Here is a 25,245-nt window from a genome sequence, read left to right as displayed (position 1 = left end):
TGTTATCTGCTGTGGTTATTCGGTAAACTATGGCGGCTGTCTAAGCGCAAAGCGCGTTTTCGCAGCGCTTCCGTGGCCAGACAGCGCAGACAACCGCCTCTCTCCCGGCCCGGTAGAAAAAGATATCGGAAGGAGTGAGCATGTCAGAGCAGACGATTGTCTGGGATTTGGCCCTGATCCAAAAATATAACTACTCAGGGCCGCGTTATACCTCATACCCCACGGCGCTCGAGTTTAACCAGCGCTACGACGAAGCGGCGTTTCAACGCGCCGCGGTGCGCTACCCTGAGCGGCCGCTGTCGCTGTACGTGCATATCCCTTTCTGCCATAAGCTGTGCTATTTCTGCGGCTGCAACAAGCTGGTGACGCGCCAGACGCACAAGGCCGACGAATACCTGAACGTTTTGGCGCAAGAGATCGCCAGCCGTGCGCCGCTGTTCGCCGGCCGCAAGGTTGGCCAGATGCACTGGGGCGGCGGTACGCCAACCTACCTGGACAAAGCGCAAATCAGCCGGCTGGTGGCGCTGCTGCGCGAACATTTTGATTTTCTGCCCGATGCGGAGATGTCGATCGAAGTCGATCCGCGCGAGATAGAGCTGGATGTGCTCGATCATTTACGCGCCGAAGGCTTTAACCGTTTGAGCATGGGGGTGCAGGATTTCAACAAGCAGGTGCAGCAGTTGGTCAATCGCGAGCAGGATGAAGCCTTCATTTTCGCCCTGATCGAGCGGGCCAAAGCGCTGGGCTTCCGCTCGACCAATATCGATCTGATCTACGGCCTGCCGAAACAGACGCCGGAAAGCTTCGCCTTCACCCTGCAGCGGGTAGCTGAACTGAATCCCGATCGCCTCAGCGTGTTCAACTACGCGCATATGCCGAATTTATTCGCCGCCCAGCGCAAAATCAAAGACGCCGATCTGCCCAGCGCGCAGCAGAAACTGGATATCCTGCAGCAGAGCATCGCGTTCCTGACTGACGCCGGCTATCAGTTTATCGGCATGGATCACTTTGCACGTCCGGACGATGAGCTGGCGATTGCGCAACGAGAAGGCAAGCTGCACCGCAATTTCCAGGGCTACACCACCCAGGGCGACAGCGATCTGCTGGGGTTGGGCGTGTCGGCCATCAGCATGCTCGGCGACAGCTATGCGCAGAACCAGAAAGAGCTGAAGCGTTACTATGACAGCGTACCGGCGCAGGGCAACGCCCTGTGGCGCGGGCTGGCGCTGACGGACGACGATTGCCTGCGGCGCGATCTGATCAAAACGCTGATCTGCAACTTCCGGTTGGCGTATCAGCCGCTCGAACGGCAATACGGCATCAATTTCACCGCTTACTTCGCCAAAGACCTGCAGCTGCTGGCGCCGTTTGAACGCGATGGGCTGGTGGAGCGCGACGAGCAGGGCATTCGCGTGACGCCGCGCGGGCGCTTGCTGATCCGCAATATCTGCATGTGTTTTGACCGCTATCTGCGGCAACAGGCGCGCAGCCAGCAGTTCTCACGGGTGATCTGAGGATGAAAAAACAGCCGCTGATGCGGCTGTTTTTTTAACTGAAGAAGTTAATCAGCGCGGCGCACAACACCGCGGCAACCGCCGCCTGCGGGGTGTGGCTGGCGGCGGAGCCCAGCTCCGCGCCCTGAGAAATGAATGCGATGAATGAGTCCAGCATCGTCAACCTCCAGAGTGTGCGACACGATCATACTGCGCCCGCACCGGCTGTAAAGCCTGAGGTTGGCGTTTTTTTGTGCGCCGGACTGCGTTTTTCATCATCCACCCCGTTCCTATTCCATGCCCAGTTCTTTAAGCTTGCGGGTCAGGGTATTGCGCCCCCAGCCCAGCAGGCGCGCGGCTTCCTGTTTGTGCCCTTGGGTGTGGCGCAGGGCGGTGGTGAGCAGCGTGCGCTCCATTTCCGGCTGCGCTTCCGACAGCAGATTTTGATGACCGGAACGCAGCGCGCGATCGGCCCACTGCGCCAGCAGCGTGGCCCAGCTGTCCGGCAGACTGTGGCTGGGGCTTTCCGGCGCGGCGGTTTCGAACAGTTCGCCCGGCAGATCCTGAATCAGCACCTCTTGCCCGGCGGCCATCACCGTCAGCCAGCGGCAGGTGTTCTCCAGCTGGCGCACGTTGCCCGGCCAGGGCAGGCGGGTCAGCGCGGTTTCGGTTTCCGGATGCAGGTTCTTGGCCTCGACGCCCAGCTCCTTGGCGGCGATCTGCAGGAAGTGGCGCGCCAGCCGCGGGATGTCTTCACGGCGTTCGCGCAGCGGCGGCAGGTGTACGCGGATCACGTTCAGGCGGTGGAACAGATCCTCGCGGAACTTGCCTTCTTGTACCCGCAGCTCCAGGTTCTGGTGCGTGGCGGCGATGATGCGTACGTCGACCTTCACCGGCGCATAGCCGCCGACCCGGTAGAACTGGCCGTCCGCCAGCACCCGCAGCAGGCGCGTTTGCACGTCGAGCGGCATATCGCCGATCTCGTCGAGGAACAGCGTGCCGCCGTCGGCCTGTTCAAAGCGCCCCTGACGGATTTGGTTAGCGCCGGTGAAGGCGCCTTTCTCGTGGCCGAACAGCTCGGACTCGATCAGATCCTTGGGAATAGCGGCCATATTCAGGGCGATGAACGGTGATTTGGCGCGCGGGCTGTGGCGGTGCAGCGCATGTGCCACCAGCTCTTTACCGGTGCCGGATTCGCCGTTGATCAGCACGCTGATCGACGAACGCGAGAGCCGGCCGATGATGCGAAACACGTCCTGCATCGCCGGCGCTTCGCCGATGATGTCCGCCGCCGGATCGCTGGCCGGCTGGCTGCGCACCGGCTGCTGCTGTTCCTGATAATGGCTGATGGCGCGCTCGACCAGCGCCACCGCTTCGTCGATGTCGAACGGTTTCGGCAGGTAGTCGAAGGCCCCTTGCTGATAGGCGCTGACGGCCGCGTCCAAATCCGAATGCGCGGTCATGATGATCACCGGCAGCATCGGGTGGCGCTGTTTGATCTGCTTGAGCAGCGCCAGACCATCAATGCCCGGCATGCGGATATCGGACAGCAGCACGTCGGGGGTTTGCGTGGCCAAGGCTTCCAGCACGTCATTGCCGCCTTCGAAGGTGGCGCAGCTCAGGCCCGCGCCGGTGAGCGCGCGCTCAAGCACCCAGCGGATGGAGCTATCGTCATCGACGATCCAGACTATCCCTCGTTGCATTGCAAACCTCACTGGCGAATGGGCAGGTAGACCGAGAATTCGGTATGACCTGGCCAACTGTTGAACTCAATTTTTCCGCAATGCTGATCGATCAGATTGCGGGCGATGGATAATCCCAGGCCGGTACCGCCTTCACGGCCGCTGACCATCGGGTAGAACAGCGTGTCCTGCAGCTGCGCCGGCACGCCGGGGCCGTCGTCTTCGACGTCGATGCGCGCCGCCAGGCGGTAGCGGGTGCCGTGCAACGTAATCTGAAACGCGGTGCGGGTGCGCAGCGTGATGGTGCCGCCCGCCTCACCCAGCGCCTGCAGCGCATTGCGGGTGATGTTCAGCAGCACCTGTTCTATCTGATCCGGGTCGTGGGCCATTTCCGGCAGGCTGGGATCGTAGTCGCGCACCAGCGTGACGTTATCCGGCATTTCCAGCGACACCAGCTGGCAGACGCGCTCTGCGACCTGATGGATGCTCTGGGTGATGTGCTGGCCGGGCCGCTGCGGCCCGAGCAGACGATCCACCAGATTGCGCAGCCGATCGGCCTGCTCAATGATCACCTTGGTGTATTCGGTCAGCGCCGGATCGGGCAGCGCTTTGGCCAGCAGCTGCGCCGCGCCGCGCAGGCCGCCCAGCGGGTTTTTAATTTCGTGCGCCAAACCGCGCACCAGATCGCGGGCCGCCACCTGTTGGGCATGCTGCAGCTGTTCCTGGCTCAGGCGGCGCTGATTGTCCATCGGTGCCAGTTCGACCAAGATATAGCCTTCCGGCAGCGCCTGAGCGGTCAGGGAAAGGATATGCGCGCGGCCGTCGACCACCAGAGTCACTTCGTTGTCGGTGAAGCCCTGTCCGGCGCGCAGGCTTTCGCGCATCAAAGAGACGTTCAGCGAAAAATAACCGAGCAAATCGGGCAGCGGCGTGCCGAACAGCTTGCGGGAGCTTTGCGCCAGCAACTGCTGTGCCGCCGGGTTGGCGTAGTGAACCGCCAGTGAGTCATCCAACAGCAGGATGCTGTTGATGAGTGAATTGAGGATCTGCCCAGCATCGGGCAGCTTGCCAGTTGCCATACAGCAGACTCCTGCACCTTTTTAGTGCATCTATCCTACTCCATCCGGGATCGGCGCGGTATGGAATAGTTTTGCAGAAAATACGGTGGAGAAAAAAACCCATCCGAAGATGGGCTGAAAGTTTCCACGGCAACAAAAAAGCGATAACAAAAATTGTGGGCGCCGTCCGCCAGGGCAGACGGCGCGGGTAGAACTTAGACGCTGTAGTACAGTTCGAACTCAACCGGGTGTGGCGTCATGCGAATGCGGTCCATCTCTTCTTTGCGCAGTTCGATGTAGGCATCGATCGCATCGTCGGTGAACACGCCGCCACGGGTCAGGAACTCGCGGTCTTCGTTCAGTGCGGCCATCGCCTCGTCCAGCGAGCCGGCCACTTTTGGGATCTCGGCTTCTTCTTCCGGCGGCAGGTCGTACAGGTTTTTGTCCATGGCGTCGCCAGGATGGATCTTGTTGATGATGCCGTCCAGGCCGGCCATCAGCAGCGCGGCGAAGCACAGGTATGGGTTAGCCGCCGGATCCGGGAAGCGGGCTTCGATGCGGCGCGCTTTCGGGCTGGCGACCACCGGGATACGGATGGACGCGGAGCGGTTACGGGCGGAGTAAGCCAGCATCACCGGCGCTTCGTAGCCTGGCACCAGACGTTTGTACGAGTTGGTGGTCGGGTTGGCCAGCGCGTTGATCGCCTTGGCGTGCTTGATGATGCCGCCGATGTAGAACAGTGCGGTTTCAGACAGGCCGCCGTATTTGTCGCCGGCGAACAGGTTGGTGCCGTTCTTGGACAGCGACATGTGGCAGTGCATGCCGGAACCGTTGTCGCCGAACATGGGTTTCGGCATGAAGGTCGCGGTCTTACCGAAGGCGTGCGCCACGTTGTGCACCACGTACTTGTAGATCTGAATTTCGTCGGCTTTCTTGGTCATGGTGTTGAAGCGGGTCGCCACTTCGTTCTGACCGGCGGTCGCCACTTCGTGGTGGTGCGCTTCAACCACCAGGCCCATCTCTTCCATGGTCAGACACATGGTGGAACGCAGATCCTGCGAAGAGTCGACCGGTGGAACCGGGAAGTAACCGCCTTTCACCGCCGGACGGTGGCCTTTGTTGCCGCCGTCGTATTTTGTGCCGGAGTTCCAGGCGCCTTCGATATCGTCGATCGCCACGTGGGAACCGCGGATGCTGCTGCCGAAGCGGATGTCGTCGAACAGGAAGAACTCAGGCTCTGGCCCGAACAGCACGGTGTCCGCGATGCCGGAGGAGCGCAGGAAGTCTTCGGCGCGTTTGGAGATGGAACGCGGGTCGCGATCGTAGCCTTGCATGGTGCCCGGCTCGAGAATGTCACAGCGAATGATCAGCGTAGGTTCTTCGAAGAACGGATCCAGAACCGCCGTGCTGGCGTCCGGCATCAGCACCATGTCAGATTCGTTGATGCCCTTCCAACCACCGATAGAGGAGCCGTCAAACATTTTACCTTCTTCGAAGAAGTCGGCGTTTACCTGGTGAGCCGGGATAGTCACGTGCTGTTCCTTACCCTTGGTGTCAGTGAAACGCAGGTCTACGAATTTCACTTCATGCTCATTCAGCATCGTCAAAACGTGTTCAGCGGACATACTTAACTCTCCCGGTTTATCATTGTCGTCGTCGTGGAACGAATCTGTGGAACTGGCTTTTTTTCGCCTTGAAAAGACTAAAGCGAAAAGCGTGCCAACTTTTAAAAAAGGCTTTCATCGCCTTTCTGTGCGGGTTTTACCCAACCACAGTATGCACCATCAGTGATAAATTGCACTGAAATGGTGCAATTGGGGTGAGTGTGGGCACTGAAATGGTGCAAAAGTGCAACGATTGCGGCTTTTTGCACCGTGAAAGGGATCACAAACTGACCGGTACGCGGTTGTTTATAAGAGATGGTTGTGATCTTGTTTAGTCCCTCGCTTAATACGTGTACAATAGCGCGCTATTTCTAATGCCCGAGGCAAAGCTGTGATCGAAAATTTGCGTAACATCGCCATTATTGCCCACGTTGACCATGGTAAAACCACCCTGGTTGATAAGCTGCTGCAACAATCCGGTACTTTCGGAGAGCGTGCGGAAGCCACCGAACGCGTAATGGACTCCAACGATTTGGAGAAAGAGCGTGGGATTACCATCCTCGCAAAAAACACCGCCATTAATTGGAACGGTTACCGTATCAACATCGTGGATACCCCGGGACACGCCGACTTCGGCGGCGAGGTAGAGCGCGTGATGTCGATGGTTGACTCGGTGCTGCTGGTTGTGGATGCAATGGATGGCCCTATGCCGCAAACCCGCTTCGTGACCAAGAAGGCCTTCGCCAACGGTCTGAAGCCGATCGTGGTCATCAACAAGGTTGACCGTCCTGGCGCGCGCCCTGACTGGGTTGTGGATCAGGTGTTCGACCTGTTCGTGAACCTCGACGCGACCGACGAGCAGCTCGACTTCCCGATCATCTACGCTTCTGCGTTGAACGGCATCGCCGGCGTCGACCACACCGACATGGCGGAAGACATGACCCCGCTGTATCAGGCTATCGTCGACCACGTGTCTGCGCCGCAGGTTGAGCTGGAAGCGCCATTCCAGATGCAGATCTCCCAGTTGGACTACAACAACTACCTGGGCGTTATCGGCATCGGCCGCATCAAGCGCGGTAAAGTGAAGCCGAACCAGCAGGTCACCATCATCGACAGCGAAGGCAAAACTCGCAACGGTAAAGTGGGTAAAGTGCTGGGTCACCTGGGTCTGGAGCGTATCGACAGCACCCTGGCGGAAGCGGGCGACATCATCGCCATCACCGGCCTGGGCGAGCTGAACATCTCCGACACCATCTGCGACACCAACGCCGTAGAAGCGCTGCCGGCGCTGTCCGTCGACGAACCGACCGTAACCATGTTCTTCAACGTCAACACCTCGCCGTTCTGCGGTAAAGAAGGCAAGTACGTGACGTCGCGTCAGATCCTTGACCGTCTGAACAAAGAGCTGGTGCACAACGTGGCGCTGCGCGTCGAAGAAACCGACGATGCGGATGCCTTCCGCGTATCCGGTCGTGGCGAGCTGCACCTGTCGGTGCTGATCGAAAACATGCGTCGCGAAGGTTTCGAGCTGGCGGTTTCCCGTCCGAAAGTTATCTTCCGCGAAATCGATGGCCGCAAGCAGGAGCCATTCGAGAACGTAACGCTGGATATCGAAGAGCAGCATCAGGGTTCCGTGATGCAGGCGATGGGCGAGCGTAAAGCCGACCTGAAAAATATGGATCCGGACGGTAAGGGCCGCGTGCGTCTCGACTACGTGATCCCAAGCCGCGGTCTGATCGGCTTCCGTAACGAATTCATGACCATGACTTCGGGTACCGGCCTGCTGTACTCCACCTTCAGCCACTACGACGACGTGCGTCCGGGCGAAGTGGGCCAGCGTCAGAACGGCGTGCTGATCTCCAACGGCCAGGGCAAAGCGGTCGCGTTCGCGCTGTTCGGCCTGCAGGATCGCGGCAAGCTGTTCCTGGGCCACGGTGCGGAAGTGTATGAAGGCCAGATCATCGGTATTCACTCACGTTCCAACGACCTGACCGTAAACTGCCTGACCGGTAAGAAGCTGACCAACATGCGTGCTTCCGGTACTGACGAAGCGACTACCCTGGTTCCGGCCATCAAAATGACCCTGGAGCAAGCTCTGGAGTTCATCGATGACGACGAACTGGTAGAAGTAACGCCAACCTCGATCCGTATCCGTAAGCGTCACCTGACGGAAAACGATCGTAAGCGTGCCAGCCGCGGTCCTAAAGACGCTTAATCGCTGATTGAGTGTCTCATGCTTAGGGCGCGGTTCTCGCGCCCTGAGTTTTTTCCTCTGTTGTTCCCCGTTTGTGCGGCGCGCTATGCGCTTTTCCGTTCGCTCCCTGTTCAGCTGTTCCTTTTCCCGCTACAGTGAAATCTCACCGGCCCATCAGGAGAGGACTATGCTGTATATCTTTGATTTAGGTAATGTGATCGTCGATATCGATTTCAAGCGTGTGCTGGGCGTGTGGAGCAATTTGAGCGGCACGCCGTTGGCGGTGCTGTCCGATCGTTTCGCCATGGGTGAGGTGTTCCAGCAACATGAGCGCGGTGAAATCAGCGATGAAGACTTCGCCGGCAAGCTGTGCGATGAAATGGGCATTGCGCTCAGCTTCGAACAATTCGCCACCGGCTGGCAGGCGGTATTTGTCGCGCTGCGCCCGGAAGTGATCGACATCATGCAGCGCCTGCGCAACGAAGGCCACCGGGTGGTGGTGCTGTCGAACACCAACCGTCTGCACTGCAACTACTGGCCGCAGCACTATCCTGAAGTGGCCGCCGCCGCCGATCATCTCTATTTGTCGCAAGATCTCGGCATGCGCAAGCCGGAGGCCGATATCTATCAACATGTGCTGGCCGCGGAAAACACCGCCGCCGCCGACGCGGTGTTCTTCGACGATCACCCGGCGAACGTCCTCGCCGCGCAGGCGCTGGGGATCAAGACGGTGCACGTCACCGATCGCGACGTGGTGCCGGCCTATTTTGCTCAATGAGCGCAGGGCGCGTTAAGCTTAAGGCGTATCAACGGACATCAAGGAGTGACCATGTCGTTTTTCCGCCGCAAGAAGCTGCCCTCTGCGATTAAGCCCGGCGTCACCTTCGGACGGCTGCTGTACCAGCGTATCGATCATGATGGCCTGACGATGTTGGCGGGCCATCTCGCCTATGTTTCCCTGCTGTCGCTGGTGCCGCTGGTCACCGTGGTGTTCGCGCTGTTCGCGGCTTTCCCGATGTTTTCCGACATCAGCGAGCAGCTGAAGAGCTTTATCTTTTCCAATTTCGTGCCGGCCGCCGGCAACGTGATCCAGAACTACCTGGAACAGTTCGTCGCCAATTCCAACAAGATGACCGCCGTCGGCACCTGCGGGCTGATCGTCACTGCGCTGTTGCTGATTTCCTCGGTGGACAGCGTGCTGAACACCATCTGGCGCAGCAAGAACAAACGGCCGATCGTCTTCTCCTTCGCCGTGTACTGGATGGTGCTGACGCTGGGGCCGCTGCTGGTGGGCGCCAGCATGGCCATCAGTTCTTACCTGCTTTCGCTCAACTGGCTGGCGCAGACCGGTGTCAATGGCCTGGTGGATCAGGTGCTGCGCATCTTCCCGTTGATTTTGTCGTGCATCTCCTTCTGGCTGCTGTATTGCATCGTGCCGACGGTGCGCGTGCCGCCCAAAGACGCGCTGATTGGCGCGGTGGTGGCCGGATTGCTGTTTGAGCTGGGCAAGAAGGGATTCGCGCTGTACGTCACCATGTTCCCTTCCTATCAGCTGATTTACGGCGTGCTGGCGGTGATCCCGATTTTATTCCTGTGGGTCTACTGGAGCTGGTGTATCGTGTTACTCGGCGCGGAAATTACCGTGACCATCGGCGAATACCGCGACTACCGCCGGCAGAAGGCGGAGCAACAGGAACCAAAACCAGAAGGGCAGCAGGAATGATTGCGTTAATTCAACGGGTGTTAAACGCCAGCGTCACGGTGGGTGGCGAGACGGTAGGCAAAATTGGCCCCGGTTTGTTAGTGTTATTGGGCGTGGAGCAGGGCGATAACGAGCAAAAAGCGCAGCGCCTGTGCGAACGCGTGTTGGGATACCGCATTTTCGGCGACGAGAACGACAAGATGAACCTCAACGTCCAGCAGGCCGGGGGCAGCGTGCTAGTCGTTTCGCAGTTCACCCTGGCGGCGGACACCCAGAAAGGCATGCGGCCCAGCTTCTCGCGCGGCGCCGCGCCGCAAGAAGCCGATCGGTTGTATCAATATTTTGTTGGCCAGTGCCGCGAACGCGGCGTAGAGACCCAGACCGGCGAGTTCGCCGCCGACATGCAGGTGGCGCTGGTCAACGATGGTCCGGTGACATTCTGGCTACAGGTCTAAGCATTCGGAGAACAGGCGTCTATGTATCACCTACGAGTACCCGTAACAGAGCAAGAACTGAAAGAGTATTACCAGTTTCGCTGGGAAATGCTGCGCAAGCCGCTGCACCAGCCGGTGGGTTCGGAAAAGGATGCCTATGACGCCATGGCCCATCACCAAATGGTGGTGGACGAGGCCGGTAAAATCGTCGCCATCGGGCGGCTGTACATCAATGCCGACAACGAGGCGGCGATCCGTTTTCTGGCGGTAGACCCGACGCTGCAGGATAAAGGGCTGGGGACGCTGGTGGCGATGACGCTGGAGTCCGTCGCGCGGCAGGAAGGCGTGAAGCGGGTGGTGTGCAGCGCCCGTGAAGATGCGGTGGATTTCTTTGCCAAGCTGGGGTTCGTTAATCAGGGCGAGATCACTGCGCCGCAGACCACCCCGATCCGCCACTTTTTGATGATCAAACCGGTAGCGACGCTGGACGATATCCTGCATCGCCCCGACTGGTGCGGCCAATTGCAGCAGGCCTGGTATGAACATATCCCCCTGAGCGAAAAGATGGGCGTGCGCATCAGCCAGTACACCGGCCAGCGCTTCGTCACCACCATGCCGGAGATCGGCAACCAGAACCCGCACCATACGCTGTTTGCCGGCAGCCTGTTCTCGCTGGCGACGCTGACCGCCTGGGGGCTGATTTGGCTGCTGCTGCGCGAGCGCCATCTCGGTGGCACTATCATTCTGGCGGACGCGCACATTCGCTACAGCAAACCGATCACCGGCAGGCCGCGGGCGGTGGCGGATCTCGGTTCGCTAAGCGGTGATTTGGCGCGTCTGGCGCGAGGCCGCCGCGCGCGCGTGCACGCCGAAGTGCATCTGTTCGGCGATGAGGATAAGGGCGCGGTGTTCGAAGGCACTTACATGGTGTTGCCGGCCGAGCCGGATGTGCCGCTGGATCAGGGCGGTTCCGAAGCGCTGGAAGAGTAAAACGGCGGCCTTGCCTGGCGGCGGGCCGCGCGATAGATTACGGCAGCTGTTGGTTCACCGTCTGGCCGTCGCCGGCGGTGGCTTGCAGAGTCCCCTTCAATGAAGCTTTGAACGGCCCGTCGCTGTTCAGCAGCCCTTTCAACTGCAGCTCAAGGTTGCCGTCACCCGTCAGCGGCACCGGCTGCCATCCCCATTGCTGCAAGGTGTTGATCGGTACTGAACGGCCGTGCAGCGTCAGCTGGAACGGCTTGCCCGGCAGCTGATCGACGGTCGCTTTGGCCTCAAGCAACCCATTGGGCATAAAGGCGCTGAGCTCGGTGACGGCGATCTGGTTGGCGTCGGCGTTCAGCGCCAGCGAAGGGCGCCGCACGTCGATTTTGTTGAAGGTGGCCTCGCTGCCGTTCAGGTTTAGCGAACCGGACCAAATGCCCCACTGGTGGTCGCGCGCCAGCAGCAGGTTGCTGCCGTAACCGTCCAGCGCGGTGATCTGGAACGGGAATGCCGGGTTGATATCGATAATCAGATTGCGGTTGGTGGTCAGCTTGGTGACGTACACCTCCGCCAGCCAGTCCGGCAGCGGTTTCAGCCACAGCTCGCGCCAGTCGATAGGCAGGGGGTACTCCAGCGCCGCCATGGCCACTTCATCCAGCTGCAGGCGTTTGCCGGCGCGCAGCCAGTTGCCGGAGGTGCGCAGCAGCCCGCCTTCCCAGCGGGTGGTGAACTGCTGAATGGCGATGCCGGCGGAGGAGAGTCGCAGGGTGGCTATCGGATCGATCAGGTGGAAACCGCCGTTGACCACATCGCTGGCGTTGAAGTTGAGCGAGCCGTCTTCACTGCGCCAGTCGCCTTTTTCGATGCTGACGTTTTGCAGCGACAGGTCGAGATCGTTAACCGCCCACGCCTTGCCTTCCAGGCGCGCATCGATCAGATCGAAACGCTTGAGGGTGACCGGCGGCAGAGCGGTGAAGCGCCGCATGAATTCCGCCAACGTCATCGGGGTCTGCATGCGCACGCCGCTCAGCCGCAGGCGATCTACCTGCCAGCTGCCGTCGGTGGCGCGGCTGGCCACGCCGGTCAGGTCGCCCTGCGCCAGATCGGCGCCGAAGTTGTTCAACAGCAGCTGGCCCTGTTTTTGCTCCCCCTGCACCAACACCTTCGAGGCGGGGATGCCGTTCAGCGTCATCGAACCGGCGCTGAACTGGAACTGGTTGTTGTCCCCCAGCAGATGGCCGGCCAGCGGGCGCCACGGCGTGATGCCGGCATTGACCTGCTGCGCGTTGAGCTGCCACTCGCTATCGTTGGACTGCAGCGCCATGTTGCTCAGCTGCAGCACGTCGGCCTGTACAGGCAGCGCAGCAGTCTGTGGCTGCACGTTCAGCGTGCCGTCGCGCAGCGTGACGCTGTGAAAATAGCGCGGTTCGGTGATTTGGCGCAGGCTGAGGCCGAGATCGACGCGTTTGGCGGCCAGCGCCTGCGGCTGGCCGCTGCGCGCCAGCTGCACCTCTTCCAGACCGATCTGGCCCGGCTGATTCCACGAGTGGGTGATTTTTCCTATCGACAGGCGGTATTCGCTGTTATCGCTGATCCAGGCGCTCAGACGGCCTGCCGCCCAGCGGGTTTGCCCCACCAGATACAGCACCACCGCCGCCAGCACGATCAGCAGCAGCAACGTCAGCAACAGCTTTCCGATAAATTTCATCGTCTACATCCGCATCGGTCAAAAAAGATACCCTGTTTATGCCGCAATTGGCCGGGCATCTCAAGGGCAATGGTCTGATAGACAATAAAAAACGGCCGCAAGCGGCCGTTTGAACGCCAATGGGCGGGTTACTTTTTCTCGTGTTCCTGCGGGAACACCAGGTTCAGCACGATGGCGGTAATGCCGCCGGCGGCGATACCGGAAGAGAGCAGGGTTTTCAGCCAGTCCGGCGCGAACTGCAGGATCAGCGGCTGCTGGGAGACGCCCATGCCGACGGCCAGCGACAGCGCCATGATCATGATGGCGCGCCGGTTCAGGCGCTCGCGCGACACGATGCGCACGCCGGAGGCGGCGATGGTGCCGAACATCACGATGGTCGCGCCGCCCAGTACCGGCTCGGGGATGTGCTGCACGAAGCCGGCCACCGCCGGGAACAGCCCCAGCGCGATCAGCATTAGCGCCACCACGAAGCCGACGTAGCGGCTGGCGACGCCGGTCAGCTGGATCACGCCGTTGTTCTGGCCGAAGCAGGAGTTAGGGAAGGTGTTGAACACCGCCGACAGCATCGAGTTCAGGCCGTTGGCCAGTACGCCCCCTTTCAGACGCTTCATGTACAGCGGCCCGCTGACCGGCTGTTCGGAGACGTCAGAGGTGGCGGTGATGTCGCCGATGGTTTCCAGCGAGGTGACCATAAAGATCAGCATCAGCGGCAGCAGCAGGTTCCAGTCGAAGCCCAGGCCGTAATAGAGCGGCGTGGGGATGGTGATCGCCGCCGTGGGGGCTGCCGATGCGTCGGCGGGCAGCATGTCCATCGCCCAGGCCAACAGATAGCCGACCGCCATGGCGATCACCAGCGAGGCGACGCGCAGGTAAGGGTTACGCTGGCGGTTCAGCAGGATGATGACCGCCAGCACTGCGCCGGCCAGTAGCAGGTTTTTCGGTGAGCCGAAGCTGTGATCGTTCATCGCGGCATAACCGCCGCCGATCGAGGTCAGACCGACCTGAATCAGTGACAGGCCAATAATCATCACCACGATGCCGGAAACCAGCGGGGTGATGATGCGGCGCGCCAGATGCAGCACGCGCGACAGCAAAATTTCGGTGCAGGAAGCGACCATCAGCGTGCCGAACAGCGCGGCCATCATGGTCGGCACGTCGGCGCCGCCGTTTTTCAGCGCCAGACCGCCCATGATCAGCGGCGAAACGAAATTGAAGCTGGTGCCCTGAATCGACAACAGCCCGGAACCCACCGGTCCCCAGGTTTTGATTTGCAGAATGGAAGCCAGACCGGAGGCGAACAGCGACATGCTGATGATGTGCTGGGTATCCTGTGCCGGCAGGCCCAGCGCCTGGCAGATCAGCAGAGCCGGTGTGATCACCGCGACGAACATCGCCAGCAGATGCTGGCCGGCGGCAAACAGCGTTTGCGGCAGCGGCGGGCGATCTTCCAGGCGATAAATCAGTTCACTGGCGCGGGGTTCTGAGGCGGCTTGGCGCGCGGCATCAAGCTCGGAGGATGACATGCTCATGGTGTGGCGTTTCCAGATACGGCAAAGCAGGCATTTTAATGCCCCGCCCCGCAAAAGCAAACGGTTGCGCGTAAATATTATGTTGCCGACTTTCCCGTTTATGTCGCATTTTCATTCATTTTTTCTTGTCATCTCAGCGTTTTTTACTTCTAATCCTGCACTCATCAAGTTTAAAAACTAAGTGGTTTTCTATAACTTATTATTTTTATTTGGATCTTTTCCCTTACATGGAGTACCTGGATGTTTCATCTTGATACTTATGGCACGTTAGTCGCGGCGACGCTGGTTTTGCTCCTCGGGGGCAAGTGCGTCAGAACCATTCCCCTGCTGCGAAAATATACCATTCCTGCTCCCGTCGCCGGCGGTTTGCTGGTGGCCCTCCTGCTGTTAGCCCTGAAAAAGCTCGTCAACTGGGAAGTCAGTTTTGACATGTCGCTGAAGGATCCGCTGATGCTGGCCTTCTTCGCCACCATCGGCCTGAACGCCAACCTGGCGCGGTTGCGCGCCGGCGGCAAGGTGCTGGTAGTGTTCCTGTTCGTGGTGCTGGGGCTGCTTATCGTGCAGAACGCCATCGGCATCGGCATGGCGAAAATGCTGGGGCTGGATCCGCTGATGGGCCTGATTGCCGGATCGATCACCCTGTCGGGTGGCCACGGCACCGGGGCGGCCTGGAGCAAGCTGTTCATCGAGCGCTACGGTTTTGAAAACGCGACGGAAGTCGCCATGGCCTGCGCCACCTTCGGCCTGGTGCTGGGCGGTCTGATCGGCGGCCCGGTGGCGCGCTATCTGGTCAAGCACTCCTCCACGCCGGAAGGTACCCCGGAAGACAGCGTGCAGCCGAGCGGCTTCGAGAAGCCGGAAAGCGGCCGTCTCATCACCTCGCTGGTGATGATCGAAACCATCGCCATGATCGCCATCTGTCTGAGCCTGGGGCAGTTGATTGCCGGCCTGCTGAGCGGCACGGTGTTTGAACTGCCGAACTTCGTTTGCGTGCTGTTCGTCGGGGTGATCCTCAGCAACACGCTGGCCTTCACCGGTTTTTATACCGTGTTTGAGCGGGCGGTATCGGTGCTGGGCAACGTCAGCCTGTCGCTGTTCCTGGCGATGGCGTTGATGAGCCTGCGCCTGTGGGAGCTGGCCTCGCTGGCGCTGCCGATGCTGGCGATCCTGGCGGTGCAGACGCTGGTGATGGCGCTGTACGCGATATTCGTCACCTACCGGGTGATGGGCAAGAACTACGACGCGGCGGTGCTGGCCGCCGGCCACTGCGGCTTCGGCATGGGCGCCACGCCGACGGCGATCGCCAACATGCAGGCGATCACCGATCGTTTCGGCCCGTCGCACGTGGCGTTTTTGGTGGTGCCGATGGTGGGGGCGTTCTTTATCGATATCGCCAATGCCATCGTCATCAAGCTGTATCTGCTGCTGCCGGTGTTCCCGGCGGTGGGGTGATATCGCGAGCCAGAAAAAAAGAAGAGGGCGCCTGCGGCGCCCTTTTTTATGCGTTGGAGTAGCGCGCCTTCTCCGGCAGCCAGCGTTCAATCAGCGCCTGGGCGTGTTCCGGGTAGTGCTGGTGGAGGTGGCGAGCGACGCGCTGCACTTCGGGGATCATCGCCTGGTCGCGCAGCAGGTCCGCCACTTTGAATTCGGCGCTGCCGGTCTGGCGGGTGCCGAGCAGCTCGCCCGGGCCGCGGATCTCCAGATCGCGCTGGGCGATGACGAAGCCGTCGTTGCTGTCGCGCAGCACCTGCAGGCGCGTTTGCGCGGTTTTGCTCAGCGGCGTTTTGTACAGCAGCACACAGTGTGAGGCCACCGCGCCGCGCCCTACGCGGCCGCGCAGCTGGTGCAGCTGCGCCAGGCCCAGCCGTTCCGGGTTTTCGATGATCATCAGGCTGGCGTTCGGTACGTCGACGCCGACTTCGATCACCGTGGTGGCGACCAGCAGCTGCAGCTCGCCCTGTTTAAACGCCTGCATCACCGCCTGCTTCTCCTGCGCTTTCATGCGGCCGTGCACCAGCGCCACCTTCAGCTCCGGCAATGCGGCTTTCAATTCCTCCCAGGTGGCTTCCGCCGCCTGCGCTTCCAGCAGCTCAGATTCCTCGATCAGCGTACACACCCAGTAAGCCTGCCGCCCCTCTTCCAGGCAGGCGCTTTTCACCCGTTGAATGATGTCGGCGCGGCGGGTATCGGGAATGGCGACGGTGGTCACCGGCGTGCGGCCCGGCGGCAGCTCGTCGATGACCGAGGTATCGAGATCGGCATAGGCGGTCATTGCCAGCGTGCGCGGGATCGGCGTGGCGGTCATGATCAGCTGATGGGCGTGGAAGCCTTGCTCTTCGCCTTTCTCCCACAGCGCCAGCCGCTGATGCACCCCGAAGCGGTGCTGCTCATCGATGATCACCAGCGCCAGGCCGTTGAACTGCACCTGCTCCTGGAAGATGGCGTGAGTGCCGACCACCATCGACACCTGGCCGCTGGCGATGGCTTCCTGCTGTGCGATGCGCGCCTTGCCTTTCTGCTTGCCGGCCAGCCAGCCGACCTCCAGCCCCAGCGGTTCAAACCACTGGCGGAAATTGTTGGCGTGCTGCTCGGCCAGCAGCTCGGTCGGCGCCATCAGCGCCACCTGTTTGCCGTGCGCGATAGCACGCAGCGCCGCCAGCGCCGCCACCAGCGTTTTGCCGGAGCCGACGTCGCCCTGCACCAGCCGCATCATCGGGAAGTCTTTTTGCATATCGGCTTCGATGTCGGCCACCACGCGCGTTTGCGCGCCGGTCGGCGAGAACGGCAGCTGGGCGAGAAAACGGTTTTTCAGCCGATCGTCCGGCAGCAGCGGCTGCGCCCGGTAACTCTGGGCGCCGGCGCGTACCGCCAGCATGCTGAGGTTATGCGCCAACAGCTCTTCGAGGATCAGGCGTTTTTGCGCCGGGTGTTTGCCCAGCTCCAGATCCGCCAGCTGGATGTCCGGCGGCGGGCGGTGCAGGGTGTGCAGCGCCTGCGGCAGGCTCATCAGGCCGCCGCTCAGCTCCGGCGGCAGCAGCTCGGCGATGGCGCAGGTATCCAGCAGCGCCAGCGCCTGATCGGTCAGCTTGCGCAGCGTGGCCTGCCGCACCCCTTCGGTGGTGGGGTAGACCGGCGTCAGCGACTCCTGCAGCTCAACCTCGCTGGCTTCGCCCTGAATGCGGTATTCCGGATGGATGATCTCCGCGCCGTGGTTGCCACGTTTGATCTCGCCGTAGGCGGTCACGCGGCGGCCGGTGGCCAGGCTGTTTTTCATCGCGGCGTTGAAGTTGAAGAACCGCATGGTGAGGATGCCGGTGCCGTCGCTGATCTGGCAGGTCAGCATGCGGCGGCGGCCGAAACTGATGTCGCTGCGCAGCACTTCCCCCTCTACCGTGGCGTAGATGCCAGGCAGCAGATCGTTGATCGGATAGAGGCGGGTGCGATCTTCGTAGCGCAGCGGCAGGTGCAGCAGCAGATCCTGAATGGTGTCGAGGCCGAGTTTGGCCAATTTGCCCGCCTGGCTGGCGCCAACCCCGGAAAGCGTGGTGAGTGGGACAGCATCCAGCAGGCGGCCTTTCATTTGCGCACCGTCGCCTGCATGGCCGCCCACCATTCGGCGCTGGCGATCACCTGGCCCTGTTCATCGATCTGCGGGCGCGGCAGCCCTTTGCGCTTGGCCACGTTGGCCAGCACCGGGTAACCGCCTTCGAACAGCAGACGCTGCTGCTCTTCTTCGTCCAGCATACTGTTGTCGCGACGGTACAGGCCGGCGTTTTGCCGCTGGCGCTGCGCTTCATACAGGATCAACGCCGAAGCCACGGAGACGTTGAGCGATTGCACCATGCCGATCATCGGAATGACGATGTCCTGATCGGCCAGCGCCAGCGCTTCTTCGGTGATGCCTGTTTTTTCCTGGCCGAGCAGCACGCAGGTTGGCCGGGTGTAGTCCACCTCGCGGAAATCGACCGCGCGCGCAGACAGGTTGGTAGCCAGAATTTGCATGCCCTGCGTTTTCAGGTGCCCGACCGCGTCGCCGATGGTGCGGTGGGTTTTAACGCTGACCCAGCTGTTGCTGCCGGCGGCGGAGGAAACCAGGGTGCGCATGCGGGTAGTGGGCCACACGGCATGGACCTGATGCACGCCGACGGCGTCGGCGGTGCGGATAATGGCGGAGACGTTATGCGGCTTGTGCACTTGCTCCAGGCAGACCGTCAAATCCGGCTGCCGGGTCGCGAGCATTTCACAAATCCGCGCATAGCGTTCAGGACTCATAAGCGCTAGTTTCGGTTGCGGTTAACTTTGATCACATCCGGCATGATACGGATTTTACGCATAATGTTTGCCAAATGGATGCGATCGCGGGTGGTCAAGCGGATAAAGGCGCTATACACCCGACCGTCTTTCTCTTCGGTGTTCAGGCTCTGAATATTGGACTCGGCCGCGTTGATCGCCGCCGTCAGGTTGGCCAGCGCGCCCTGGTGGTTAAACATATCCACCTTGATCTCGGCGATGAACTCCTGCTCGGTCTCTTTATCCCACTCGACCGCCATGAACTTCTCAGGCTCTTTCTGATAGCCGCGAATATTGCGGCAGGATTCATGGTGGATCACCAGCCCTTTGCCCGGGCTGACGTGAGCGATAATCGGGTCGCCCGGAATCGGACGGCAGCACTTGGCGAAGGTGATCAATACGCCGTCGGCGCCCTTGATGGCCAGGTTGCGCACGCCGGAAGAGGTGCCCAGGCTGGACTGATCGCCCTGCAGGTTCTTCGCCACCACCACGCTCATGGCGTTGCCGAGGCCGATTTCCGCCAGCAGATCGTCCAGCGTCGCCAGCTTCATGCGATCCAGCTCGTGCTGAATGTTTTCCTGCGGGATTTCGGCCAGTTTGCGGCTGCCGCCCAGCGCATGGTTGAGCAGACGGCGGCCGAGGCCGACGGAGTCGTCGCGCTTGAGGTTCTTCAACATCTGGCGAATCTTGGCGCGCGCTTTCGAGCTCACCACGAAGTTCAGCCAGGCGGCGTTGGGCCGTGCGCCCGGCGCGGTGATGATCTCGACGGTCTGGCCGCTGGTCAGCGACTGCGACAGCGGGTACGGCTGACGATCGACGCGCGCGCCGACGCAGGCATGGCCGATATCGGTATGCACCGCATAGGCGAAGTCGACCGGCGTGGCGCCGGCGGGCAGCTCGACGATGCGGCCTTCCGGGGTGAAAACGTAAATCTCATCCGGGAACAGATCGGATTTGACGCTCTCGATAAATTCAAACGAACTGCCGGCACTTTGCTGCAGCTCCAGCAGGCTTTGCATCCAGCGCTGGGCGCGGATCTGCGCCGTGGTGCCGGTTTCGCCCTGTTCTCTTTCCTTGTAAGCCCAGTGCGCGGCCACCCCCATCTCAGCCATCTGATCCATGTCTTCGGTGCGGATCTGCACTTCGACCGGCACGCCGTGCGGGCCGATCAGCGAGGTATGCAGCGATTGATAGCCGTTGGCCTTGGGAATGGCGATGTAATCTTTCACCCGCCCCGGACGCGGTTTATACAGGCTGTGCACCTGGCCGAGCACGCGGTAGCAGGTATCGACCTCTTTGACGATCACCCGGAACGCGTAGATATCCATGATGGAATGGAAACGCTGTTCTTTCAGGTGCATCTTGAGGTAGATGGAGTAAAGGTGTTTTTCCCTTCCGCTGACGCGGCAGGCGATGCCGGCCTCGGTCAGCCGCCCTTCGATCTCGGAGAGGATTTTTTGAATCATCTCTTTGCGGTTGCCGCGCGCGGCTTTCACCACTTCCTTGATCACGCGATAACGGTTTGGGTACAGCGCCTCGAAGCCCAGCTCTTCCAGCTCGGTTTTCAGGTGATGAATACCCAGGCGGTGGGCGAGGGGGCTGTAGATTTCCAGGGTTTCACGCGCGATGCGCCGGCGTTTGTCGGGGCGCAGCGAACCGAGGGTGCGCATGTTGTGCGTACGGTCGGCCAGCTTGATCAGCACGACGCGGATATCCTGCACCATCGCCATGATCATCTTGCGGAAGTTTTCCGCCTGCGCTTCTTTCTTGTCCTGGAACTTCAGCTTGTCGAGCTTGGAGACGCCCTCGACCAGTTCGGCGACGCTCTTGCCGAACAGCTGTTCCATATCTTGATAGGTGGCCGGGGTGTCTTCGATGACGTCGTGCAGCAACGCCGCCATCAGCGTCTCGTGGTCGAGGCGCATTTCCGCCAGGATGCAGGCCACGGCGACCGGGTGAGTAATGTAGGGCTCACCGCTGGAGCGTGTCTGGCCCTCGTGCGCGTCGCGCGCGACGAGGTATGCCTGTTTGAGGCGCTTAATCTGCTCCTCGGGCAGGTAACGTTGAATCAGCAGATTCAGGCTTTCAAACAGGTACAAGGCGGACTCGCTGTCTAATTAACGACGACCTTCAGCAATCGCGGTAACCGCTTGAATCTCTGCGGCTTCCTGCTCTTGCTGTTCCTGGCGCTCACGCACGTCGAGGATCTGGCTGGTGATCAGGCCTTCTTCGATTTCGCGCAGGGCGATAACGGTGTACTTGTCGTTCTCTTCCGGAACCAGTGCATCTTTGCCGCCGGTCTGGATCTGACGCGCCCGACGAGCAGCGACCAACACCAGGTCAAAACGGTTACCAATTTTCTCTACAGCGTCTTGAACAGTTACGCGTGCCATATTTGTGCTACTCCACAGGTGACGAAAAGACTGGGCATGATACTGAAACTGCCTTCAGTCTGCCAATAGTTTGCTGATTAAAGCGTCATGCCGCAGCAACTGGCGGCCCAAACGCAGGCGTTCGGCGCGAATGATGGTCTTCAGATCGGACAGCGCCAGATCGAAATCATCGTTCACGATCAGGTAATCGTACTCCGCGTAATGCGTCATTTCCGCCACGGCCTGGGCCATGCGTTTGGCGATCACCTCTTCGGAATCCTGCCCGCGCCCGCGCAGGCGGCGGCCCAGTTCTTCCTTCGATGGCGGCAGAATGAAGATGCTGCGCGCCTGCGGCATTTTGGCGCGGATTTGCTGCGCGCCCTGCCAGTCGATATCCAGAAACACGTCTACGCCGGTCGCCAACACTTGTTCGATGGCGGCGCGCGAGGTGCCATAATAGTTGCCGAACACTTCGGCGTGCTCAAGAAACGCATCCTGCTCGATCATCCGGCGGAATTCGTCTTTCGAGACGAAGAAATAGTGCTCGCCGTGATTTTCACCCGGGCGGCTGTCGCGCGTGGTGTGCGAAACCGAAACCTGCGTGTCGTACAGCGGTTGCGTCTTTAACAAAGCCTGAATCAGACTTGATTTACCTGCGCCACTGGGAGCAGAGACAATATAAAGCGTGCCTTGAGCCATGATGATGTTCGTTGATAACGGTTGATATGCCAAAAACAGCGGATGTGTATTTTCTCCGCACAGTATACACGGCTAACGCGCCGGGTGCAGCGTTAGCTCGCATTTTGCCCGTGGCTTTGCGCGGAAAAAGCGTCGAATGCGCGAATATGCGCGCTGAAGAGCGATATTTTGGCAGTTTTGGCCCAGCGGCGGCGCGCTGCCGCCCCGGGATCAGTGATCCGGATGTTGGTAGTTGAACACTGGCAGACCGAGGCGGAAGCGCAGGGCGATCAGACGCGCGCTCAGGCCGGCGACCAGCGTGAGGATCACCACCAGATTGTGCGGCAGGCTGAGGTGCTGCAGGCCGATATACAGCCAGGCGGCGCTGAAGGAGATGCCGGCGTAGATCTCTTTCTGGAAAACCAGCGGGATACGGTTGCAGAACATATCGCGCAGCACCCCGCCGAAGACGCCGGTGATCACCGCGGCGATGGCGGCGATAATGGCGCTGTGCCCCATATCCAGCGCCACCTGCGCGCCGATGATCGAGAAGACAATCAGGCCGACGGCGTCGAGCACCAGGAACAGGCGGCGCAGATGGCGCATCAGAGGAGCCACCCAGGTGGTGACGATTGCCGCTATTGCGACGATGACGATGTATTCCGGGTGTTTGACCCAGCCCAATGGAAAATGCCCGAGCAACATATCGCGCACCGACCCGCCGCCGATCGCGGTGACCGAGGCGATGATGATCACGCCGAACATGTCCATTTGGCGGCGGCCGGCCGCCAGCGCGCCGGTCATGGCTTCGGCGGTGATGCCGATGATATAAAGGATGCTCAGTAACATAAGGGATTCACAGCGTACTTGCGTCAGAATGATGGCCGGCAGGGTAATCGCCGCCGAGGACGCGCGCCACTGAGTTTTTTTCACCGATGGCATTTCGGATTAATATAGCTAATCCAAACACTATTTTTATTGCCGATAACCAGCCTTTTTTAACATCTTGCTGTTAATGAAAGCATTAGAAATTTCGCGCTAATTTCCATCGCTGACTATGATTTTTGCAGCGAATCCTTCAACCGAAAAATCGAGATTGCAGATGAAAAACTCCCCGAAACTGGCCGTCTGCGCCGTGATGGCTGCCGCCCTGCTGCTGAGCGGCTGCGTGGCGCCAGGCCACCAGACAACGTCACCCGCCCCGGCTTGCCGCACCGGCGATCCGCTGGTGCAGACAACGCTCTACTTCGGCCTGAACCGGCCGGCGGGGCCGGCGATCACCGCCGCCGAGTGGCAAACCTTCGTCGACAGCCAGGTGACGCCGCGTTTTAAAGACGGGCTGACGGTGTTTGATGCCAAAGGGCAGTGGCTGGGCCACGACGGCAAACTGGCGCGCGAGAACAGCAAGGCGCTGCTGCTGATCCATGCGCCGGGCAAAGAGAGCGAGGCGAATATCGAGGCGCTGCGCAGCGGCTATAAGCAGCAGTTTGCGCAGGATTCGGTGATGCGGGTGGATGCGCCGGTGTGCGTGGCGTTTTAAAACGCACTCCCGGCCGCCTGGCCGGGAGTGGAGATTACAGCACCAGGCCGGCGATGGCTGCCGACAACAGGCTCACCAGCGTCGAACCGTAAACCAGCTTCAGGCCAAAGCGGGAAACTACGTTGCCTTGCTGCTCGTTCAGTCCTTTGATGGCGCCGGCGACGATGCCGATGGAGGCGAAGTTGGCGAACGATACCAGGAACACCGACAGAATGCCCAGCCCGCGCGGCGACAGCTCCGCCGCGATCTTCTTCAGTTCAATCATCGCCACGAATTCGTTGGCCACCAGTTTGGTCGCCATGATGCTGCCCGCCTTCAGGGCCTCTTCCGCCGGGATGCCGATCAGCCAGGCCAGCGGATAGAACACGTAGCCGAGGATCTGCTGGAAGCTGATGCCGAGCACCGCCGAGAACAGCGCGTTGACGGCGGAGATCAGCGCGATAAAGCCGATCAGCATCGCCGCGATGATCATCGCAATCTTGAAGCCGGCCAGAATGTACTCGCCCAGCATTTCGAAGAAGCTCTGATCTTCGTGCAGCTTGTTCAGCTTCAGCTCCGGCTCGTCTTCGACCTGATACGGGTTGATGATCGACAGGATGATGAAGGTGCTGAACATATTAAGGATCAACGCCGCCACCACGTACTGCGCGTCGATCATCGACATGTAGGCGCCGACGATGGAGAGCGATACCGTCGACATGGCGGTTGCGGCCATGGTGTACATGCGGCGCGGCGAGATGTCGCCGATGATGCCCTTGTAGGCGATGAAGTTCTCTGACTGCCCCAGCACCAGCGTGCTGACGGCGTTGAACGATTCCAGCTTGCCCATGCCGTTGACCTTGGACAGCAGGGTGCCCACCAGGCGGATGATCAGCGGCAGGATGCGGAAATGCTGCAAAATGCCGATCAGGGCGGAAATAAAGATGATAGGGCACAAAACGCCGAGGAAGATAAACGCCAGGCCATCCTTGCTCATGCCGCCGAATACGAACTCCGATCCTTGGGCGGCGTAGGCGAGCAGGGTGTCGAAGAAGCCGGCGACGTGTTTGATCACGCTGAGCCCGCTGGCGGAGTGCAGGAAGAAGTAGGCCAGCGCGCCTTCGATCACCAACAGCTGGATGATATAGCGCAGGCGGATTTTCTTGCGATTATTGCTGACCAGCAGCGCCAGGGCGATGATCACCACCAGGGCCATAATAAATTGCAGAATTTGTGGCATAAACGGTCCGTACGGTTCACGGGCAGGAAAAAAACACATTTAGCCACAGCATCGCCGTCCTTTCATTACCTTGCGTGATAATTAGAACAAAATACTTATGGCGTGCGGGATATCTTGCCGAATGTCATCCACACGCGCTGCTCGGCAGTTTTTCATAAGCCCCCGAAGTGCCTTAGTGAGCCGTCTTCCATGATGCCTGCCGGCTCGCAGCCTGATGCAACCACCGTCCCGCACGTTCAGACGCCTGGAATCTGGATCGCAATGGGGGATTTTTCCCGGCGCAAAATGTGGTTTTCTCGGCTAAGGCGGAGAAACATGTTTGGGCAAGGCGCCGCGACTGGCGCGCATTTTCTCAAACCAGGGGGCGAATGATGAATACCGGCATGTTGCTCAGGGCGCTGGCCAACGGCGTTAATCCCGACACCGGCGAGCTGTTGAGACCGGCTTCGGCGGCCTGCGCGCCGGAGGCTATCCGCCTGCTGTTCGCGTTGGCCAACGAGTTCGACGGTGAAGCCGAACCGCAGAAAAAAGCCCGGCTGACGCCGGAGGAGAAGCGGCAGAAGAATCTGGCCGAGGGGCGGCCGGCCAATGCCTACTTCCCCTGGCCGGAAGAGGAAAAGCTGCGGCTGCGCGAGAGCCATGCGGCCGGGGCGACGCTGGAAGCGCTGAGCGATGAGTTCGAGCGCTCAACCTGGAGCATTGCGGTGCAGCTGCAGAAAATGGGGTTGATCGGTGAGGAGCAGGCGGCCGCCTATCGCTGA

Annotated in this window: 22 protein-coding genes; 9 read left to right on the top strand and 13 right to left on the bottom strand. The window is 60.5% G+C overall.

Annotated elements, in window-relative coordinates:
- Positions 1 to 140 precede the first annotated feature (140 nt).
- The gene (gene hemN, locus ACJ8IJ_RS23060) at positions 141 to 1,514 is read left to right on the top strand and encodes an oxygen-independent coproporphyrinogen III oxidase (protein WP_049187757.1); all 1,374 of its coding nucleotides are present in this window, start codon (positions 141 to 143) and stop codon (positions 1,512 to 1,514) included.
- Between the two features lie 34 nt (positions 1,515 to 1,548).
- Here hemN and ACJ8IJ_RS23055 read toward each other — a convergent pair whose 3' ends face one another.
- The 4 genes from ACJ8IJ_RS23055 to glnA form a co-directional block, all read right to left on the bottom strand.
- Positions 1,549 to 1,671 (bottom strand): YshB family small membrane protein, encoded by a 123-nt coding sequence (locus tag ACJ8IJ_RS23055; RefSeq protein WP_004931250.1) that lies wholly within the window; start codon positions 1,669 to 1,671, stop codon positions 1,549 to 1,551.
- Between the two features lie 112 nt (positions 1,672 to 1,783).
- Positions 1,784 to 3,196, bottom strand: a complete 1,413-nt coding sequence (glnG, locus tag ACJ8IJ_RS23050) for a nitrogen regulation protein NR(I) (protein ID WP_015379452.1) — start codon at positions 3,194 to 3,196, stop codon at positions 1,784 to 1,786.
- An 8-nt stretch (positions 3,197 to 3,204) separates the two neighbouring features.
- Positions 3,205 to 4,254 (bottom strand): nitrogen regulation protein NR(II), encoded by a 1,050-nt coding sequence (glnL, locus tag ACJ8IJ_RS23045; RefSeq protein ID WP_004931246.1) that lies wholly within the window; start codon positions 4,252 to 4,254, stop codon positions 3,205 to 3,207.
- Between the two features lie 194 nt (positions 4,255 to 4,448).
- Complete coding sequence (gene glnA / locus ACJ8IJ_RS23040; protein WP_004931244.1) at positions 4,449 to 5,858, bottom strand: glutamate--ammonia ligase; 1,410 nt, start codon at positions 5,856 to 5,858, stop codon at positions 4,449 to 4,451.
- Between the two features lie 370 nt (positions 5,859 to 6,228).
- On the opposite strand from glnA, the gene typA reads away from it, so the two are divergent.
- The 5 genes from typA to fabY all read left to right on the top strand — a co-directional run bounded on the left by typA (position 6,229) and on the right by fabY (position 11,157).
- A complete protein-coding gene (gene typA, locus ACJ8IJ_RS23035) occupies positions 6,229 to 8,052 on the top strand; it encodes a ribosome-dependent GTPase TypA (RefSeq protein ID WP_004931243.1) in 1,824 nt (607 codons plus the stop codon).
- 166 nt (positions 8,053 to 8,218) lie between these two features.
- A complete protein-coding gene (yihX, locus tag ACJ8IJ_RS23030; protein WP_004931242.1) occupies positions 8,219 to 8,809 on the top strand; it encodes a glucose-1-phosphatase in 591 nt (196 codons plus the stop codon).
- A 51-nt stretch (positions 8,810 to 8,860) separates the two neighbouring features.
- Positions 8,861 to 9,754 carry a virulence factor BrkB family protein gene (locus ACJ8IJ_RS23025; RefSeq protein ID WP_004931239.1) on the top strand — a complete coding sequence of 298 codons (894 nt, stop codon included), beginning with the start codon at positions 8,861 to 8,863 and terminating at the stop codon, positions 9,752 to 9,754.
- On the top strand, positions 9,751 to 10,188 hold the full coding sequence (gene dtd / locus ACJ8IJ_RS23020) for a D-aminoacyl-tRNA deacylase (RefSeq protein ID WP_025304712.1): 438 nt from the start codon (positions 9,751 to 9,753) through the stop codon (positions 10,186 to 10,188). The genes ACJ8IJ_RS23025 and dtd overlap by 4 nt, the downstream gene beginning before the upstream one ends.
- A 21-nt stretch (positions 10,189 to 10,209) precedes the next feature.
- Positions 10,210 to 11,157: a fatty acid biosynthesis protein FabY gene (fabY, locus tag ACJ8IJ_RS23015; RefSeq protein WP_004931235.1), complete on the top strand. Its 948-nt coding sequence runs from the start codon at positions 10,210 to 10,212 to the stop codon at positions 11,155 to 11,157.
- 37 nt (positions 11,158 to 11,194) lie between these two features.
- Here the strand turns inward: fabY and ACJ8IJ_RS23010 are convergent, their stop codons facing one another.
- On the bottom strand, positions 11,195 to 12,856 hold the full coding sequence (locus ACJ8IJ_RS23010; protein WP_442518941.1) for an AsmA family protein: 1,662 nt from the start codon (positions 12,854 to 12,856) through the stop codon (positions 11,195 to 11,197).
- A gap of 128 nt (positions 12,857 to 12,984) precedes the next feature.
- Positions 12,985 to 14,385 carry a nucleobase:cation symporter-2 family protein gene (locus ACJ8IJ_RS23005; RefSeq protein WP_049278597.1) on the bottom strand — a complete coding sequence of 467 codons (1,401 nt, stop codon included), beginning with the start codon at positions 14,383 to 14,385 and terminating at the stop codon, positions 12,985 to 12,987.
- Positions 14,386 to 14,625: 240 nt separating this feature from the next.
- Between ACJ8IJ_RS23005 and gltS the strand changes: the two genes are divergently transcribed.
- Positions 14,626 to 15,837 (top strand): sodium/glutamate symporter, encoded by a 1,212-nt coding sequence (gene gltS / locus ACJ8IJ_RS23000; protein WP_131165377.1) that lies wholly within the window; start codon positions 14,626 to 14,628, stop codon positions 15,835 to 15,837.
- Positions 15,838 to 15,883: 46 nt separating this feature from the next.
- Here gltS and recG read toward each other — a convergent pair whose 3' ends face one another.
- The 6 genes from recG to ACJ8IJ_RS22970 form a co-directional block, all read right to left on the bottom strand.
- On the bottom strand, positions 15,884 to 17,965 hold the full coding sequence (gene recG / locus ACJ8IJ_RS22995) for an ATP-dependent DNA helicase RecG (RefSeq protein WP_049240868.1): 2,082 nt from the start codon (positions 17,963 to 17,965) through the stop codon (positions 15,884 to 15,886).
- On the bottom strand, positions 17,962 to 18,657 hold the full coding sequence (gene trmH, locus ACJ8IJ_RS22990) for a tRNA (guanosine(18)-2'-O)-methyltransferase TrmH (protein ID WP_442518940.1): 696 nt from the start codon (positions 18,655 to 18,657) through the stop codon (positions 17,962 to 17,964). Before trmH ends, recG begins: the two co-directional genes overlap by 4 nt.
- A gap of 5 nt (positions 18,658 to 18,662) precedes the next feature.
- Entirely contained in the window at positions 18,663 to 20,774 is a 2,112-nt protein-coding gene (spoT, locus tag ACJ8IJ_RS22985) for a bifunctional GTP diphosphokinase/guanosine-3',5'-bis pyrophosphate 3'-pyrophosphohydrolase (RefSeq protein ID WP_004931224.1), read from the bottom strand.
- A gap of 18 nt (positions 20,775 to 20,792) precedes the next feature.
- Entirely contained in the window at positions 20,793 to 21,068 is a 276-nt protein-coding gene (gene rpoZ, locus ACJ8IJ_RS22980; RefSeq protein ID WP_004931221.1) for a DNA-directed RNA polymerase subunit omega, read from the bottom strand.
- Positions 21,069 to 21,122: 54 nt separating this feature from the next.
- On the bottom strand, positions 21,123 to 21,746 hold the full coding sequence (gene gmk, locus ACJ8IJ_RS22975; RefSeq protein ID WP_004931218.1) for a guanylate kinase: 624 nt from the start codon (positions 21,744 to 21,746) through the stop codon (positions 21,123 to 21,125).
- Positions 21,747 to 21,956: 210 nt separating this feature from the next.
- Positions 21,957 to 22,574, bottom strand: a complete 618-nt coding sequence (locus ACJ8IJ_RS22970) for a trimeric intracellular cation channel family protein (protein ID WP_025304704.1) — start codon at positions 22,572 to 22,574, stop codon at positions 21,957 to 21,959.
- Positions 22,575 to 22,827: 253 nt separating this feature from the next.
- Between ACJ8IJ_RS22970 and ACJ8IJ_RS22965 the strand changes: the two genes are divergently transcribed.
- A complete protein-coding gene (locus ACJ8IJ_RS22965; protein WP_049240852.1) occupies positions 22,828 to 23,265 on the top strand; it encodes a DUF3574 domain-containing protein in 438 nt (145 codons plus the stop codon).
- Positions 23,266 to 23,299: 34 nt separating this feature from the next.
- Here the strand turns inward: ACJ8IJ_RS22965 and ACJ8IJ_RS22960 are convergent, their stop codons facing one another.
- Positions 23,300 to 24,484, bottom strand: a complete 1,185-nt coding sequence (locus ACJ8IJ_RS22960) for a NupC/NupG family nucleoside CNT transporter (protein WP_004931212.1) — start codon at positions 24,482 to 24,484, stop codon at positions 23,300 to 23,302.
- A 371-nt stretch (positions 24,485 to 24,855) separates the two neighbouring features.
- Between ACJ8IJ_RS22960 and ACJ8IJ_RS22955 the strand changes: the two genes are divergently transcribed.
- Positions 24,856 to 25,245 (top strand): hypothetical protein, encoded by a 390-nt coding sequence (locus tag ACJ8IJ_RS22955; RefSeq protein WP_049187748.1) that lies wholly within the window; start codon positions 24,856 to 24,858, stop codon positions 25,243 to 25,245.

This window comes from Serratia sp. CY40230 (assembly GCF_052168835.1).
In the GTDB taxonomy this organism is placed as follows: Bacteria; Pseudomonadota; Gammaproteobacteria; order Enterobacterales; family Enterobacteriaceae; genus Serratia; species Serratia nematodiphila.
Note: the sequence above shows the minus strand (reverse complement) of the source record. Positions and strands in the feature narration are given on the sequence as shown.

Coding starts and splice junctions, on each gene's coding strand:
- hemN (WP_049187757.1), top strand. CDS start 141: ATGTCAGAGCAGACGATTGTCTGGGATTTGGCCCTGATCCAAAAATAT.
- ACJ8IJ_RS23055 (WP_004931250.1), bottom strand. CDS start 1,671: ATGCTGGACTCATTCATCGCATTCATTTCTCAGGGCGCGGAGCTGGGC.
- glnG (WP_015379452.1), bottom strand. CDS start 3,196: ATGCAACGAGGGATAGTCTGGATCGTCGATGACGATAGCTCCATCCGC.
- glnL (WP_004931246.1), bottom strand. CDS start 4,254: ATGGCAACTGGCAAGCTGCCCGATGCTGGGCAGATCCTCAATTCACTC.
- glnA (WP_004931244.1), bottom strand. CDS start 5,858: ATGTCCGCTGAACACGTTTTGACGATGCTGAATGAGCATGAAGTGAAA.
- yihX (WP_004931242.1), top strand. CDS start 8,219: ATGCTGTATATCTTTGATTTAGGTAATGTGATCGTCGATATCGATTTC.
- ACJ8IJ_RS23025 (WP_004931239.1), top strand. CDS start 8,861: ATGTCGTTTTTCCGCCGCAAGAAGCTGCCCTCTGCGATTAAGCCCGGC.
- dtd (WP_025304712.1), top strand. CDS start 9,751: ATGATTGCGTTAATTCAACGGGTGTTAAACGCCAGCGTCACGGTGGGT.
- fabY (WP_004931235.1), top strand. CDS start 10,210: ATGTATCACCTACGAGTACCCGTAACAGAGCAAGAACTGAAAGAGTAT.
- ACJ8IJ_RS23010 (WP_442518941.1), bottom strand. CDS start 12,856: ATGAAATTTATCGGAAAGCTGTTGCTGACGTTGCTGCTGCTGATCGTG.
- ACJ8IJ_RS23005 (WP_049278597.1), bottom strand. CDS start 14,385: ATGAGCATGTCATCCTCCGAGCTTGATGCCGCGCGCCAAGCCGCCTCA.
- gltS (WP_131165377.1), top strand. CDS start 14,626: ATGTTTCATCTTGATACTTATGGCACGTTAGTCGCGGCGACGCTGGTT.
- recG (WP_049240868.1), bottom strand. CDS start 17,965: ATGAAAGGCCGCCTGCTGGATGCTGTCCCACTCACCACGCTTTCCGGG.
- trmH (WP_442518940.1), bottom strand. CDS start 18,657: ATGAGTCCTGAACGCTATGCGCGGATTTGTGAAATGCTCGCGACCCGG.
- rpoZ (WP_004931221.1), bottom strand. CDS start 21,068: ATGGCACGCGTAACTGTTCAAGACGCTGTAGAGAAAATTGGTAACCGT.
- gmk (WP_004931218.1), bottom strand. CDS start 21,746: ATGGCTCAAGGCACGCTTTATATTGTCTCTGCTCCCAGTGGCGCAGGT.
- ACJ8IJ_RS22970 (WP_025304704.1), bottom strand. CDS start 22,574: ATGTTACTGAGCATCCTTTATATCATCGGCATCACCGCCGAAGCCATG.
- ACJ8IJ_RS22965 (WP_049240852.1), top strand. CDS start 22,828: ATGAAAAACTCCCCGAAACTGGCCGTCTGCGCCGTGATGGCTGCCGCC.
- ACJ8IJ_RS22960 (WP_004931212.1), bottom strand. CDS start 24,484: ATGCCACAAATTCTGCAATTTATTATGGCCCTGGTGGTGATCATCGCC.
- ACJ8IJ_RS22955 (WP_049187748.1), top strand. CDS start 24,856: ATGAATACCGGCATGTTGCTCAGGGCGCTGGCCAACGGCGTTAATCCC.